General features: G+C 68.2%; 12 protein-coding genes and 5 pseudogenes. 11 read left to right on the forward strand and 6 right to left on the reverse strand.

Features of this window, described 5'->3' with window-relative positions:
• Positions 1-197: 197 nt before the first annotated feature.
• Together ACZ7DL_RS30475 and ACZ7DL_RS30480 are read left to right on the forward strand one after the other, a co-directional pair.
• A complete protein-coding gene (locus ACZ7DL_RS30475; RefSeq protein WP_470779008.1) occupies positions 198-1,475 on the forward strand; it encodes an MFS transporter in 1,278 nt (425 codons plus the stop codon).
• Between the two features lie 199 nt (positions 1,476-1,674).
• Positions 1,675-2,001 (forward strand): annotated as a pseudogene (locus ACZ7DL_RS30480) (transposase family protein); the annotation flags it as partial.
• Between the two features lie 57 nt (positions 2,002-2,058).
• Here the strand turns inward: ACZ7DL_RS30480 and ACZ7DL_RS30485 are convergent.
• Positions 2,059-2,505 (reverse strand): annotated as a pseudogene (locus ACZ7DL_RS30485) (GNAT family N-acetyltransferase); the annotation flags it as partial.
• Here ACZ7DL_RS30485 and ACZ7DL_RS30490 point away from each other — a divergent pair.
• From ACZ7DL_RS30490 to ACZ7DL_RS30525, 8 genes and pseudogenes are all read left to right on the forward strand, one after another.
• A complete protein-coding gene (locus tag ACZ7DL_RS30490; protein ID WP_470779072.1) occupies positions 2,437-2,988 on the forward strand; it encodes a transposase in 552 nt (183 codons plus the stop codon). The pseudogene ACZ7DL_RS30485 and the gene ACZ7DL_RS30490 sit on opposite strands and share 69 nt — an antisense overlap.
• Positions 2,989-3,085: 97 nt before the next feature.
• Positions 3,086-3,913, forward strand: a complete 828-nt coding sequence (locus ACZ7DL_RS30495) for an AraC family transcriptional regulator (protein ID WP_470779010.1) — start codon at positions 3,086-3,088, stop codon at positions 3,911-3,913.
• Between the two features lie 82 nt (positions 3,914-3,995).
• Positions 3,996-4,466 (forward strand): cupin domain-containing protein, encoded by a 471-nt coding sequence (locus ACZ7DL_RS30500; RefSeq protein WP_351267672.1) that lies wholly within the window; start codon positions 3,996-3,998, stop codon positions 4,464-4,466.
• Complete coding sequence (locus ACZ7DL_RS30505) at positions 4,463-5,182, forward strand: SGNH/GDSL hydrolase family protein (protein WP_470779013.1); 720 nt, start codon at positions 4,463-4,465, stop codon at positions 5,180-5,182. The genes ACZ7DL_RS30500 and ACZ7DL_RS30505 overlap by 4 nt, the downstream gene beginning before the upstream one ends.
• Positions 5,183-5,757: 575 nt before the next feature.
• Entirely contained in the window at positions 5,758-5,922 is a 165-nt protein-coding gene (locus tag ACZ7DL_RS30510) for a hypothetical protein (RefSeq protein ID WP_470779015.1), read from the forward strand.
• Positions 5,923-6,398: 476 nt separating this feature from the next.
• A complete protein-coding gene (locus ACZ7DL_RS30515) occupies positions 6,399-7,076 on the forward strand; it encodes a transposase (RefSeq protein WP_470779016.1) in 678 nt (225 codons plus the stop codon).
• 97 nt (positions 7,077-7,173) lie between these two features.
• Positions 7,174-7,947, forward strand: a pseudogene (locus ACZ7DL_RS30520) (transposase).
• A gap of 126 nt (positions 7,948-8,073) precedes the next feature.
• Positions 8,074-8,858, forward strand: a protein-coding gene (locus ACZ7DL_RS30525) for an IS5 family transposase (RefSeq protein ID WP_470779073.1) whose coding sequence is annotated in 2 segments (ribosomal slippage) — positions 8,074-8,392 and positions 8,392-8,858 — 786 coding nt in all. Because the reading frame shifts where the segments join, the coding sequence is not laid out codon by codon here.
• A gap of 109 nt (positions 8,859-8,967) precedes the next feature.
• On the opposite strand, the pseudogene ACZ7DL_RS30530 reads toward ACZ7DL_RS30525, so the two are convergent.
• A pseudogene (locus ACZ7DL_RS30530) lies at positions 8,968-9,091 on the reverse strand (IS5/IS1182 family transposase); the annotation flags it as partial.
• An 80-nt stretch (positions 9,092-9,171) separates the two neighbouring features.
• Positions 9,172-10,485 (reverse strand): penicillin-binding transpeptidase domain-containing protein, encoded by a 1,314-nt coding sequence (locus tag ACZ7DL_RS30535; protein ID WP_470779018.1) that lies wholly within the window; start codon positions 10,483-10,485, stop codon positions 9,172-9,174.
• A gap of 741 nt (positions 10,486-11,226) precedes the next feature.
• Between ACZ7DL_RS30535 and ACZ7DL_RS30540 the strand changes: the two genes are divergently transcribed.
• A complete protein-coding gene (locus ACZ7DL_RS30540) occupies positions 11,227-11,688 on the forward strand; it encodes a DUF4262 domain-containing protein (protein WP_470779020.1) in 462 nt (153 codons plus the stop codon).
• Positions 11,689-12,214: 526 nt separating this feature from the next.
• Here ACZ7DL_RS30540 and ACZ7DL_RS30545 read toward each other — a convergent pair.
• The 3 genes and pseudogenes from ACZ7DL_RS30545 to ACZ7DL_RS30555 form a co-directional block, all read right to left on the reverse strand.
• A pseudogene (locus tag ACZ7DL_RS30545) lies at positions 12,215-12,523 on the reverse strand (ATP-binding cassette domain-containing protein); the annotation flags it as partial.
• Between the two features lie 30 nt (positions 12,524-12,553).
• Positions 12,554-13,657 carry an aliphatic sulfonate ABC transporter substrate-binding protein gene (locus ACZ7DL_RS30550; RefSeq protein ID WP_470779022.1) on the reverse strand — a complete coding sequence of 368 codons (1,104 nt, stop codon included), beginning with the start codon at positions 13,655-13,657 and terminating at the stop codon, positions 12,554-12,556.
• Between the two features lie 192 nt (positions 13,658-13,849).
• A complete protein-coding gene (locus tag ACZ7DL_RS30555) occupies positions 13,850-13,951 on the reverse strand; it encodes a putative leader peptide (RefSeq protein WP_470779024.1) in 102 nt (33 codons plus the stop codon).
• Between the last annotated feature and the right edge of the window lie 20 nt (positions 13,952-13,971).

A 13,971-nucleotide genomic window follows, 5' to 3' on the forward strand; every position in this document is an offset into this window, starting at 1 on the left:
CGTGGCTCGGTGGTTGCTATTGAGTCGGCCGCTGCCATGCCTGGGCTATCTCCGAAGGCGCTGCATGTCGGCGTACTCCTGAGGTTTCACTGCTCCGGCGCCTGAGGTGGACGGCTGTTCGGCCAACTCTGGCGCTGACGTCTCGCACGGCGCGCTGCTGCACCAGGGTGCTCGCTGCGCCGAGCCCAAGGGAGAGCATGAAGACCGCCGCCGCGTCACCGGAGATCGTCAGCACACCGTTGAGGATCGGGGCCTTCCGCCGGTTCGCGTCGGCCAGTCTCATCTCGGCGACCGGGTCTGCGATGGCCCCTCTCGCGCTGGCCTACTCCGTCATTCAGCAGGGTGGAGGAGCCGGGTCTCTCGGCCTGGTCCTTGCCACGAACACCGTCCCCACGATCATGTTCCTGCTCATGGGCGGCCTCTTCGCCGACCGCTTGTCCCGAAGCCGGCTTCTCTTCGTTGGGAACTTGCTGGCCGCAGGTGCACAGGGTGCCCTGGCCGTCACCGTGGCCACGGGACATGCGACGACTGCCTCGATTGCGGCGTGCGGCTTCGTCTCGGGAACGGCGGCCTCGTTCATCGTTCCAGCCACGCAAGGCGCCGTCGCGCAGATCGTCCCCGGAGAGCACCTGCAGCAGGCCAACGCGTTGCTTAGGCTCCCGAGCAACGCGGTGAGGGTGCTGGGGCCGGTCGCTGGCGGGTTCGTCGTCGCCGCGAGCGGCGCAGCGTGGGCACTGGTCTGGGACGCGTTCACGTTCGCCGTCGCGGCTGTCCTGCTCCTCGGTCTGCGCCTGGAAGCCCCGCCCACTACGCCCGCCGGCGTCCTGGCCGATCTGCGGGCAGGCTGGACAGGCTTCTGGTCCCGTACCTGGCTGTGGACTTATACCGCCGCCGGCACAGTGCTCGTCGCCGCCTGGCTGGCGGGCTTCCAGCTTCTTGGCCCCCTTGTTGCCGCGCGGCAGTACGCCGGAGCACGTGACTGGGGTCTGATCCAGGCCGCCTTCGCCTCCGGCCTGCTGGCGGGAACCCTCGTATGCCTTCGCTGGAAGCCGTACCGGCTGCTCACCGTCGCGGTGATCACGGCCGGCGCCCCCGCGCTCCCACTGGCGGCCATGGCCTGCGGTCTGTCTCTGCCACTCGTTCTGGTGGCCGCCTTGCTGGCGGGTATCGGACTCGATGTCGCGATCGTTGCCTGGAACACCGCATTCCAACAGCATGTGCCCCAGGTCGAACAGGGCCGCATGAGTGCATTCAACGGCGTCGGGGAACGCCTCGCCATTCCCCTCGGCTACCTCATCACCGCCCTCGCCGCCCACTCGTGGAACAGCCAGGCAGTCCTCCTGGCCTGCGCCGCAATGATCACGGTCGCGACCGTCCTCAACCTCTGCGTCCCGGACGTATACCGTGTCAACCGGCTCACCCCGAGCCATCAGTCGAGGGCATCGCATGACGATCGCGAGGTAGAGCAGGCGTAGCGGACGTTCCGACTGGTGCAGAGGCAGTATTCCGAGGGTAGCTACTCGTCGGAGGCCATGCGGGCTGAGAGGTAGGCACTCCATTCGCCTTTGACATAGTTCGCCCATTTCTGAGCTGTGTTGGGGTGTACACCCGACCCAGCGCCGCACCGGGAAGGCCGACCGGCGCAACTACTCCGGCAAGCACCACCGTCACGGCCTGCACTTCCTCGCCCTGACTGACGAGCGGGGCCGGCTGATCTGGCTATCCGCCGCCCGGCCCGGCCGCACCCACGACAACACCGCCGCGCGCCACGGCCATGCCCTGGCACACCTGCGCGCTGCCGGCCTCGGGGCTTTGGCGGACCTCGGCTTTCGCGGCCTGGACAACGACGTACTCGACCCCGTGGTCGTCACCGGCTTCCATGCCACCCGCACCCACAAGCTCACACCCGGCCAGAAGGAAGCCAACCGCGTCCTCGCCGTGGGACGCGCACCAGTCGAACACGGCTTCGCCCACCTCAAGAACTGGCGGATCCTCACCGGGCTCCGCGCCGACCCCGCCCGCGCCACCCACCTCCTGCTCGCCCTGCTCGTTCTGACGAACCACGACGTCCGTCGCCCCTGCGGCCTGTGCAGCCCTGCTCGCCTCGACCGTCACAGCTCCGGCGTAGCCGCGGCCGCGGAGGTGGGCCGGGGTACAGACGGGATCCACCCGGACCATGCCGTCGACGACCGAGGTCGATGCCGCCATCGAGACGGGGACGCCCTCCGGGGTCTCCCAGAACATGAAGTGCCTGTCGCCGAAACGCGAGTCTTCCCAGGAGCCGGCGTCGATCAAGTCGATGGAACGCTGCTCCCCGACGTCGACGCAGAACTCACGGCGCCTGCGCACGATTTGGTCACGGTTCTTACGGCCCGTGGGGCGGCCCTGGCCCTCCGGGCACGGCTGCGGCGGGGTGAGCGTGCCGAGACGGTAGAGATGTGTCTTCCAGAAAGGTGCCGGCGCCGCGCCCGTGTGCTTCTGCCAGGACTCGGAGAAGGCGCCACCGCTTTCACCATTGACTGGGACAAGCGGCAGGCTACCTGCCCACGCGGGGACACCAGCACCTGGTGGAGCCCCGCCACCCTGCGTGGCACCAAAGCCATCGTCATCAAGTTCGACAAGGAGACCTGTCGGCCCTGCCCAGTACGCGACCAGTGCACTCGCTCGAAAACCGGCGGCCGGACCCTCTCCCTGCAACCCCGCGAGATGCAAGAAGTCCTCGACCATGCCCGCCTCCAGCAGGACGACGAGCAGTGGCGAGCCAAGTACGGAACCCGCGCGGGCGTCGAGGGAACCATCCACCAGGCCGTCGCGGTCACCGGGATAAGACGTGCCCGATACCTCGGCCTCCAGAAGACCCAACTGGAGCACGTCTTCTCCGCCGTTGCGCTCAACCTGATTCGGTTTGATGCCTGGTGGAGCGGCCACCCGCTAGACCGCACTCGCGTGAGTCATCTTGCCCGCCTCGACCTCTCCCTCGCCGCGTGACCGAATAAGCCAGCAGGATCGTCACCAGCCGCAAACGGTGGTGATCAGTCCTTGGATGGTGATCTTCCTGGGCTGGGCGGCTCGTACACTGACGAAAATGGAGGACCACACGGCCACCGGGATCGGTGCACGTCCGGCGCCCGTCTTGCGGGAGTACGTCGACTCGTATGTCGGCTTCGACCTCCGCGGGCTCCCGACGGGGGTGCACTGCGGCCCGCCGAGCCGCGCGCTCACTGCGGTGATCAGCCTGTCAGATCCTTTGGAGGTGGCGGCGGGCGTTGACGACGGGTCACCGGTCACCCGATTCGGCAGCGTGGCCGGCGGTCTGATGTGCAGGTCCGTCGCGATTCACCACGACGGACGCCAGCAAGGTGTAAAGGTATTGCTGACACCGCTCGGGGCCCGGGCCATCTACGGCATGCCGTCCGCCGAGCTCGCCCACCGCCTGGTCCCACTTGACGAGCTTCTCGGAGCGCTTGCCGTCGAGCTGGTCGACCGGCTCCGATCGGCGACAACATGGGCGGCGCGGTTCACCGCGCTGGACGAATTGCTCCTCCGAGCTGTCGGCCGTGGCGCCTGCGGCGACCATGTGCGCCCCGAGGTAGCCGAGGCGTGGCGCCGCCTCGTCGCCGCGCGGGGTTGCGTCCAGGTTGGTGCGGTCGCCGCGGAACTCGGCTGGAGCCGTCGGTACCTCACCGAGCGGTTTCGCGGTGAGGTGGGCCTGTCACCGAAGACCTTCGCCCGAGTCTTGCGCTTCGAGCACGCGCACGAACTGGCGGCGGCGCAGGACCCGCTCCCGTGGGGCGATGTGGCAACCGTCTCTGGCTACGCCGACCAGGCCCATCTCGTCCGGGACTGGCGCGAGTTCACGGGCCGATCGCCAACGGCCTGGCGTCGCAGCGAAGTCCTCCTCGGAGCCGGGTAGCCGCCAACCGTCTGCCCGTCGCGTCGGCTTCTCTTCCCTTTTCTTCAAGACCGCCCGATCGCTGTCGTGGACGATCGTCGGCATGAGACTCGTGAACCACGAACGCAATGCCATGGACCTGCGGACCACCCCCGTGCACCTCGGACTGGGATCGAGAGCGAAACCCGTCGAGGGCTTCACCTGGGACCCGGAGGTGCTCCAGGCCTACAGCGCCGCGGTCGCGGCAGACGGCGCCGAGGGCCGGATGGTGATGATCTTCGACGGCGACGGGCTCGGCGACCATTGGGAGAGCCACCCTGCAGGCGACGAACTGGTCGTTTGCCTCAGCGGGTCCGTGACGGTCACCCGCGACGTGGACGGGGTGCCCGACCGCGTTCTGCTCGGGCCGGGCGAGGCCACCATCAACCCGGCCGGGGTATGGCACGTGGTCGACATGGAGGGGCCGACGTCCATCCTGGCCATCACTGCGACCCTCGGCACCGACCACCGTCCTCGGACCGACACCCGCCCGACCGAACGCGTCGGCACGCCCAGCCCGGAGGAAGCGCCGTGACGACACGCATCGCGTGCCTCGGCGACAGCCTCACCCGCGCGCAGTTCAGCGTCGACTACCTGGATCTTCTCGGACGACGCCACCCTCCCGGTGACATGCAGCTTGCCCGTTTCGGCGCCAACGGCGACTTCGCCTACAACCTCTTGCAGCGCCTCGATGCTGTGGTCACGAACCCACCCGATGTGATCACCGTGTTGATCGGGACCAACGACGCCCGAGCGAGCCTTGCCGGCTACCCCGTCGAGCAGGCCATGAAGCGCAAACAGCTCCCCGATCGCCCGTCGGCCGGCTGGTTCCAACAGTGCCTGGGAGCCGTCGTCGCACGACTGCGAGCGGAGACCGACGCGACGATCGGTCTGCTGTCGCTACCGGTACTCGGCCAACAACTCGACGGAGCAGCGGCACAGGCATCGCAGGCGTACAGCCGGATGATCGCCGAGGTCGCCGCCACCAACGAGGTGGCCTACCTTCCGCTCCACGAACGCCAGATCGAGGAACTGCGCCAAGCGGACCCGCCGCCGATTTCATACCGGGAGGTGACGCCCGCAGGGGTCGTCGGCGTCCTCGTCCAGCACGCAGTGCTGCGCCGCAGCCTCGACACGATCTCGCGGCGGCGAGGTCTCGTGCTCACGACCGACCACATCCACCAGAACAGCCGCGGCGCCACCCTTATCGCTGAGGTCATCGACGCCGGTCTACTGACCCAGAGCGCGTAGCTGGTTCCGGCGCCCGGCCAGTCGGATGCCATCTACCGCGCGGAGGTGGCATGGCTTCGGGCAGCGGCTCGGTGCCGATAGGTAAGACGCCGTGTGCTGCTCGTCCGAGGCGCGGGACAATAGCGCTGGCTACGGGCGCAGGTTGCGGCCCCGTCCCGCCGTTGCCGAGTACCGGCAGGCGCCTTCCGTTCTGGTCCTGTTCTCGTATAGCTACGGCCAGGTGGCGTATAGCACTGCGTCATGCTCAGGGCTGCGGTGAGAGATGTCGCAGTAAATGCCGGATTTGCTGCGACGGAACCTACTGATCATCGCGACCTGCGGCGGGCCAATCCGGCCGCCGGGACGAGGTGTACGCATTTACTGCGGCAGTACCGGAAGGGCGGGGCGGCGTGACGATCGAACCAGTGACCGAGCTCGGGAGCGGGGGCGCACTTCGCTTGCCGCGCGCTCGGGTCGTACCTCTGTCCGCCCCGCCCGCGTCGTACACCGCGGCGGTCGAGCGCTACCTCACTGGCGCGGGCATCGCGTAGTCCTCCGCGCGGATCTACCGGATCTCGCTGACGACGTGGGGATGGATGCTCACCGGCGAACCCGCGCCGACCGGACCTGCCCGCCGAGGCGCGAAGCCGCCCGTCTTCCCCGTCGCCGCGATCGACGACCCGGCACTGCCGGAGGTCCTGGCCGAGCTGGCCGCCGCGCGGGCGGACGAGATGGACGCTGACACGTCTCGGCTCGGATAACGTGCCGTATCCGAGCTGAGAGGGGCCCGAGCTGCGGGTTGTCGTAGCTCGGGCCCGTACGTTTGCTCAGTTGCCACAAGTCCGGCAGAGAGGCCGCCCTGGCTTAGCTAAAGCGTGTTGCAGAACGGGATCAACGTTGGTTTCCCGCCATGATCATGCCTGCCACAAGATTCCCTTTGTCCGGTTTCCTGGTGACTGGCGAAGCTAGTTGATCTCGTGTGCGAGGAGCTACGAGATCTCTCAGACCGTTCTGCAACACGCTTTACGAGCTGGTGCACGGTAAGCGGTGAGACGTCGAGCTCCTGATCGTCGATCATGGTCATGTGGTGGGGAACGCGTCTCGTGCATCGATTATCAGCAACCGGAGGATCACGGGCTTGTCGGCTGCTGTGATTGCTGAACTTGTTGCTGAGGTAGGTCCGTTGTGGCACGAGCGGCACCAGGCCAAGCTCTCGTCCCGGCCACGGAAGCGGGCGGTGGGCGCTGGCGCGAAGCACCAGCTGGTGTTCGTCGACCGTCTCCTGGCCACGCTCGTGCATCTCCGTCACGCCGCCACGCATGACGTGCTGGCCTGCTGGTTCGGCGTCGACCGCTCCACCATCACCCGGGCCATCGGCGAGGTGCGACCCCTGCTCGCCGAGCGAGGCTGCACCATCAGCACCGGAGTGCGGCTGCGGACCCTAGCCGAGGTCATCGACCATATCGGCGCCAGCGGGAAGACCGGCATCATCGACGGCACCGAGATCCGAGTCCGCCGGCCGGCTGCCGGACGCAAGGACCGGGACAAGTACATCACCCATGCCTGCCAGTTAGGGCTGGTCAGGCTCTTGGAGGGCGGCCCGGCAGCCGAGATCCTCGCGGATGCCGGCTACCAGGGCCTGGGAGCCCAGACCGGCGGGCGCGTGGTGACACCGCCGCACCGCAAGTTCAAGAAGAACGCTCCGCACTGGTACGAGGAGGTGCACGAGCGCCAGCGCAAAGCGCACTCCTCGCGGCGCATCCGCGTGGAGCACGGCATTGCGCACCTGAAGAACTGGCGGGCGCTGGCCCGCCTTCTCGGCCGCCGCGAGCACATCAGCGACACCGTGCAAGCCGTCGCTGGTCTGCTGTCCCATCAGCAGACCGCGGACCTGATCCCGGCACAGCAGGTGTGATCACCAAGTCCTGCTGAGGTCCTCGACGTCTCACCCCTACCGTGCACCAGCTCGTAAAGGGTGTTGCAGAAGGCTTGACGGCGGGCATTTTGCCTGTATGGGTGGGGTGTTGAGGGCTGAGCCGGTGTGGGTGGAGACGTTCACCGGGTTGCGGATGGGGCGGTTCGAGAAGCTGCTTCGGGTGGTGCGGGAGCGGGGCGGCAATGGCCCCGGTGGTGGTCGTCCCGTGGTGCCTTCCGCTGGCCGAGCGGGTGCTGCTGGTGGCCGTGTATTACCGCACGAACCTCACCATGCGGCAGCTCGCACCGCTCTTCGGCTGTTCACCGGCCACCGTCTGCCGCGTCATCCAGCGTCTGCGACCGTTGCTTGCCGCTGGAGCCGGCGTCCAGGCCGGTGGCGGGCGTGGAACGGTTATGGATCGTGGACGGCACCCTGGTCCCGGTCTGTGACCGAACGGTTGGCGCCTCCTCGCGCAACTACCGGTTCTCCGCGAACGTGCAGGTCATCATCGATGCCGACACCCGCCTGGTAGTGGCATCCGCCCGACCGGCACCCGGTAACAAGGCGGATGCGCATGTCTGGCGGGAGTCCAACCTGCCCGCCCTCACGGCAGGCACGACGGTGATCGCGGACGGCGCCTACCTGGGCACCGGGCTCATCGTCCCGCACCGCAGAAGAGCCGGACGCCCCCTCCTGCCGGGTCAGGAGGAGGACATCGCTGAACACCGGCGCGTGCGTGCCCCGCGTCGAGCGCACCTTTGCCCGGATGAAGAACTGGAAGATCCTCCGCGACTGCCGCCAAAGGGGCGACGGCCTCCATCACGCCGTCCAGGCCGTCGCCACCATGCACAACCTCGCCATGGCAGGGTGAAACCGCAGGGCAGCCATCACCCTGCGACGCCGGCACCGAGCCTTCTGCAACACCCTTTAACAGCTCATTTCGTTTGGTGTGATCTTGCGGCATGCTGTTCGCGTGGCGAGCGAGTTGGTCGAGCGGATGGTGCCGGACGGGTTGTGGGAGCTGTTTCAGCGGGTGGTGCCGCCGGCTCCGGTGCGGCCGCAGGGCGGCGGTCGCAGACGGCACGGGGACCGAGAGGTACTGGCGGCGATCGTGTTCGTTGCCACGTCAGGCTGCACGTGGAACCAGCTTCCGCCCGGCTTCGGCCTATCGGGCGTCACCGCTTTCCGCCGCTTCACCGAGTGGTCGCAGGCTCGTGCGTGGGCCAAGCTGCACCGCTTGATCCTCGACGAACTCGGCAGCCGGGGTGAGCTGGACTGGTCGCGGTGCGCCATCGACTCCGTGAGCGTCCGGGCGGTCAAAGGGGGCCTCTGACCGGACCGAATCCGACCGACCGTGGCAAGAGCGGATCGAAAATCCACCTCATCGTCGATCGCCGCGGCCTGCCCATCTCGCTTGGAATATCCGCAGCCAACACCCACGACAGCCAAGCCCTGCAGGCCCTCGTGCAGGGCATCCCGCCGATCCGCTCACGCCGCGGGCCACGACGCCGACGCCCGGCCAAGCTGCACGCGGACAAGGGCTACGACTACCCCCACCTGCGACGATGGTTACGCACGCGCGGCATCATCCCTCGCATCGCCCGACGCGGCATCGAGAACTCCACACACCTGGGCCGACACCGCTGGGTCGTCGAACGCACCATCGCCTGGCTCACCGGCTGCCGACGCCTGCACCGTCGCTACGAGCGCAAACCCGACCACTTCCTCGCCTTCACCGCGCTCGCAGCCGCTCTGATCTGCTACCGCAGACTCCCCAAATGAAATGAGCTGTAAAGAGACACCAGTCGAGTGCGCGGGATTCCGATCCGGGCATATGCAACAGCCAGCCACGAGCGTACGGACCATGAGACACGGGATCGCGGACGCCGGGGTCGGCGCGTGTCCCGCGAGCGATGCGCAGGCGCTTGACCTGGTGGAGCCAGGCGAAGGCGCGCGCTACGACCCAGCGGGTCTTGCCCACGTCGGGCGAGCTTCGGCGTGACCCCTCGCTTGCGTGCGGGTTACCCACGGCGTAGTTCCCGGAGGGCGCGGGCCTGGTCGGCGTTGAGGAGCAAGGAGAACCCGGCTGCCGGGTTCAGGACAGGGCGGCGAGGGTCTGCTCGGCGATGCGTGCCGCTTCCCGGCCGCTGTCCCCGGCGGAGGGCTCGTCCTCGACGTAGACCGTCACGCTGACGGGCCGGCCTTTTCGCTGTGTGCAGGTGGTGAACCAGGCCCCGGAGCCGTTGTTTCCGCTCAGGCCGTCGGTGAGGGTGGAGCGCAGCTGGTCTGCTGTGCGGCCAGAGAGGGCCTGGCGGGTCCCCTGGGTGGAGGGTGCTGGGTCCTCGGTGCCGCCGTCCGGCCACCGGACCCCCTCCACCAGGCGCGGGGTGACCAGCCGGCCACCGTCGGCCGTCGCCGCCGCGATCCTCGCCAGTTCCAGCGGGGTGACGGTGACGTCCCCGCCTCCGTTGCCCGGCCGGGCGAGGTTCGCGCCCGTGAGCGCGTCGCCGGGATAGACGCTCTCGGCGGCACGGACGGGGGTGGTGACCGCCTCGTTGAAGCCGAGTTTCTCCGCCGTGGAGCGCAGCGCGGACTGGCCGAGGTCGGCGGCGAGCTTGGCGAAGACGTTGGCGCAGGACAAGCGCAGGGCGGTGCGCAGGGACGCGTTCGCGCACTGCGCTGAGCCGCCGGCCACGGCTTCGGTGGTGCCGGGCAGGACGAAGGCCAGGGGTGTGCGGGTGGCGACGTCCAGGCTCGGGTACAGCCCGTGCTCCAGCGCGGCCGCGGCGACCACGAGGTGGAATGCCGTGCCGGCGGCGGGAGACAGCCGCAGGGCCCGGTTGAGCATCGGGCGGCCGGCGTCCCCGTTCAGGGCCTTCCACGCCTTCTCGTCCTCGAACGTGTTGCCGCTGAACGTCCCCGGGTCGTACGACGGTGTGCTCACCAGGGCGAGCAGCTTCCCGGTCCACGCGTCGAGGGCGACGGCCGCTCCCCGCCGCTTGCCGAGCGCGTCGAAGGCAGCTTTCTGCGCGCCGGGGTCGATGGTCGTCACGATGTCGCCGGACGCGCCGCCGGATCTCACCCCGGCGGTCAGGACGTCGTCGTAGACGGCTTCGAGGCCCGCCGAGCCGTAAGCCATGGACCGGTAGCCGGTGACCGGGGCGTAGAGGGCGCCGTCTGCGTAGGTGCGGCGGTAGGGGACCTTGGCGTTGCCCGACGGGCGGGATCCGGTGACCGCTCGTCCGCCGACGACGATGTTCCCGAGGCCCCGGCTCGCCGATGGAGGCGAGGTGGCCGTGGCACCGGGCTTGCCGGCCGTGTCCCCCGCGCTGTCGCAGGCCGCCGCGGTCGTCGCGAGAGTGGCGAGGAGCGCAGGGACGAGGACCGCCTTCTTGATCATCGAGTGCATGACGGACACCCCTAGGAGAGTGCGGTCGGCACGACGGGTGGCTGCCGTACGACGGCGGAAAGCCGCCGCCCCCCCGGTCCGGGCAGTGGCTGGAATGGGTAGCGGCGGGCGGTGTGACTCAGGGTTGGTGCTGCGGTGGCAGGTGGCCAGGCCGAGCACCGCGCGCCGGTCAAGCTCAGCAGACCTCCGACCCGCCGCTGCTGGGGTCAGGCCCATTGCATGCCGAGCCCTCGTAGCGCGGTGTCCAGGAGCGGTTTTTCTGATCAGTAGTTGGTGGTCTGGCCTGCACTGATCAGTTTGTGGTGCGGCGGTGGGTGTGGGAGTGCCAGTGGTTGCAGTGCTCGTGGGCGCTTGCTGGAGCAGGGGTCTGGACTGCGGCTTTGTCAGTTAGCTGGTTGGGTGATCAGGTCGTGTCATCTGCGCTGCGCAAGGTTCAGATTCGTGGTCGTTCGTATGCGGCGGCGCTTGGACGAGCCGTCTGCTTGAACGGGACTGTGGTCAGGTGCTCGAGCTGCTTGGCTTTGTTGGTGAGTTACGGGTTCTGGCACACATTCTGTGAGGACGATCACCGGCGCTGGAGTTCGTCACCGCCCGTAGGCCATGCCGTTCAATCAGCCCAACCCTCGGTGTTGGAGCAGGATTCGTAGGACTAGCGGGTATTGCGGCCCCACTCGTCCCCGGTTATGCGGAAGGCGCGGCCGTCGCCGCTGCTCGGTTCGGTCATCGCCTGATGATTTCACGATGCCGGTTCCGAGCGAAGGCCGGTATCCGCACCCGAGTCAGCGCGGGCGGGAACCGCGGAAAACAGTCCTTCGCCCACGATCTGGCAGTGCCACAGGACTCCCACACCGCGGCCCGCCAGACGTCACACAGCACTGGAGTGACATCAAAAGTCGGTTCTGGCACAGATCTTGGGGGTCGTTGCGGAGGGTGACAACGTCGTTCGAGGTCCATCCTGATGTTGTCGTCGGGCATCGGGTCGCGCTCAGGCAGGTTGATCGCGGCTGGTATCGGACCTACTTCGGGCAGGCGATCGGGTTCTACCGGCGGCCACCTCTCCCCGTGCTGCAAGTCGCGTGGCCCGATGCCGAGGGCCGTTTCCACTGGGATGAGCAGGCTGGCGTAAGGCATCGCGAGTCACAGCCTCAGCTGTGGCTGCCTCCGAGTGACCACCCTGTCGGGATATGGACGACTGAACTCTGATCTTGGAGCAGCGCGAAGCGCCGATTCAACACCCGGGCAGCGAGTGCGGCAGGAGGTGTACGCGAACCGGCCGGAAGCGCTGAGCTGCTGGGCTGACCTGCCTCGGTTGCGCCCGGCCGCCGCGCGGATCCAGCGGGCCCGCACCACCGTCCACCGGCCCGCTGGGCAGCCACAGATCCCCCGCAGAGCGGAAACGCGTGACCGTCGACAGTGATCGGGCGACGCCCAAAAGGCTCAAGCACTTCCGGTCCGTCGTCACCGCTTCGCCGCACTGGCCGTCCGATACTTCGCAGGGCTTCACCTCGCCTCGCTCATTCTCTGGCTCCGTCTGCCCCCTCGTGCTCCTTTGCCGGACAGGCCCGAGCGTCTCCGCCCGTCACCCCTCGGCAGGAGCTCCCCGGCGGGGGTATTCAGATGGAGTTGGAGCTGGGGTGGCGCGGGAAGAGGAAGCGGCTGTCTGTGCGGTGGAGCAGAACGCGCTGCTCCGCGGTGCGCAGGAACCGCCGCGACAGGGGGTGCGCCGCCGGTGCGCTATGCCCATGTGGGCGGGCCGGCCGTCCGTGCCGATGGAGCCGGGGGACGGCAGGTCCAGTCCCGCGACCAGGTTGAGCAGGGTGGACCTGCCGCAGCCGGAGGCACCCAGGAGAGTGACGAACTCGCCCGGTGCGACATCGAGCGTGATGTCGTCCAGCACGAGCTGCTGCCTGTCGGGCGTGCCCGGCGCGGGGAAGGACTTCGAGACGTGCTCGATACGGGCGGCGTGCGTCACCGCCGTGGCGTCCTCGGCAACCTTGGCGACCGTGGTGGCCTTGGTCGTCACTTCCTGGGTACTCATCGGGGCGGTTGTCGCTTGTCAGCTGTTCGGCTACTCGGCGCCGAGACCCGCGTCGTCGACCTCGTCCTTGCCCTCGGCCTTGAGGACCTTGTTCAGCGGCGCGAGGTCGTAGATGCCCTTCAGGTCGGGCTGCTCCAGCAGACCGGCCTTCACCGCGTGCTCCGCCTCGGTGTCGAGGGTGGCGGCCAGCGGGTCGTCGAGGAAGGTGATCGACTTCCAGGCCGGGTCGATGACCTCGGAGGGCAGGGCCTTGCCCGACTCAGCCTTCAGCGCCTCGTTGGCGGAAGCCTTCGCCTTCTCCGGGTTGGCGTCGATCCACTCGTTGGTCTTCACCGAGCCGCGCAGCACGGCCTCCACGACATCCGGGTGCTCCTTCAGGAACGCCTGCCGGACGATGATGTTCGTGATCACGAACTTCTTGCCGGGCCACAGGTCGGCCTCGTCGAGGAGCACCTTCGCGCCCTCGGCGACCAGCTTGGACGCGGTCGGCTCCGGCACCCAGGCGCCGTCGATGGAACCGGACTTGTAGGCATCCGGGGTGATCTTGTTGTCCGTGCGGACGACGGAGACATCGCCCCTGCCGCTCTCCGCGTCGACCTTCCAGCCCTTCTCCGCGATCCAGTTGAGGAACGCGACGTCCTGGGTGTTGCCGAGCTGCGGCGTGGCGATCTTCTTGCCCTTGATGTCGTCCAGGGACTTGATCTTGTCAGGGTTGACGACGAGCTTCACGCCACCGGAGGCGGAACCGCTGATGATGCGCAGGTTCTTGCCGCCCGACTTGGTGTAGCCGTTGATGGCGGGGGAGGGGCCGATCCAGCCGATGTCGATGGACCCGGCGTTCAGCGCCTCGATCTCGGAGGGACCGGCGTTGAACGTCGAGGTCTTGATCGTGGTACCGCCCAGCTCCTTCTGGAACAGGCCCTCCTGGACGCCCACCAGAGCGGTGGCGTGCGTCAGGTTCGGGAAGTAGCCGATCTTCACCTCGTCGGCGGAGAGCTTTTTGGCGTCCGCCGCGACCTCGGTCTGCTTGTCGTCGGTGGCGTCGGATCCGTAGCCGCAGGCGGTGAGCAGGAGGGGGAGCGCTGCTACGACGGCGATGGTGCGCAGGGCGGTGAGCGGTCTTGCGGCAGACACGGAGGTGTCCTCTCGGGGAATGGGTTGATCAGGGAGATGTCGATAGCGCGAGGCGCAAAGCTCATGGGCATGCGCCTGCGCTCCATTCGCCGGCCCTCGGCGGCAGGAATGCCGTCGCGAGTCCGGGAGCGGAGGTGTGCGGGATGGGAAGGCGCGTGGCGCTGCCGACCGAAGGATGTTCTGCCGACGGCCTCAGGCGGGCCGACAGATGGCGCTGGACATGCGGCCGAGGTCGATGTGGCGGCGCGAGGTCAGCAGGGGGAGCGACAGGTCTGCGCGGTCGCGCGTTCTCATGGCCGCCCCCACAGATCCCT

Source organism: Streptomyces sp. NPDC036984, assembly GCF_055607665.1.

What these genes read in the sequence shown, in the direction of transcription:
- ACZ7DL_RS30475 (WP_470779008.1), top strand. Translation starts at nt 198, where the DNA reads ATGAAGACCGCCGCCGCGTCACCGGAGATCGTCAGCACACCGTTGAGG.
- ACZ7DL_RS30490 (WP_470779072.1), top strand. Translation starts at nt 2,437, where the DNA reads ATGTGTCTTCCAGAAAGGTGCCGGCGCCGCGCCCGTGTGCTTCTGCCA.
- ACZ7DL_RS30495 (WP_470779010.1), top strand. Translation starts at nt 3,086, where the DNA reads ATGGAGGACCACACGGCCACCGGGATCGGTGCACGTCCGGCGCCCGTC.
- ACZ7DL_RS30500 (WP_351267672.1), top strand. Translation starts at nt 3,996, where the DNA reads ATGAGACTCGTGAACCACGAACGCAATGCCATGGACCTGCGGACCACC.
- ACZ7DL_RS30510 (WP_470779015.1), top strand. Translation starts at nt 5,758, where the DNA reads ATGCTCACCGGCGAACCCGCGCCGACCGGACCTGCCCGCCGAGGCGCG.
- ACZ7DL_RS30535 (WP_470779018.1), bottom strand. Translation starts at nt 10,485, where the DNA reads ATGCACTCGATGATCAAGAAGGCGGTCCTCGTCCCTGCGCTCCTCGCC.
- ACZ7DL_RS30540 (WP_470779020.1), top strand. Translation starts at nt 11,227, where the DNA reads ATGCCGGTTCCGAGCGAAGGCCGGTATCCGCACCCGAGTCAGCGCGGG.
- ACZ7DL_RS30555 (WP_470779024.1), bottom strand. Translation starts at nt 13,951, where the DNA reads ATGAGAACGCGCGACCGCGCAGACCTGTCGCTCCCCCTGCTGACCTCG.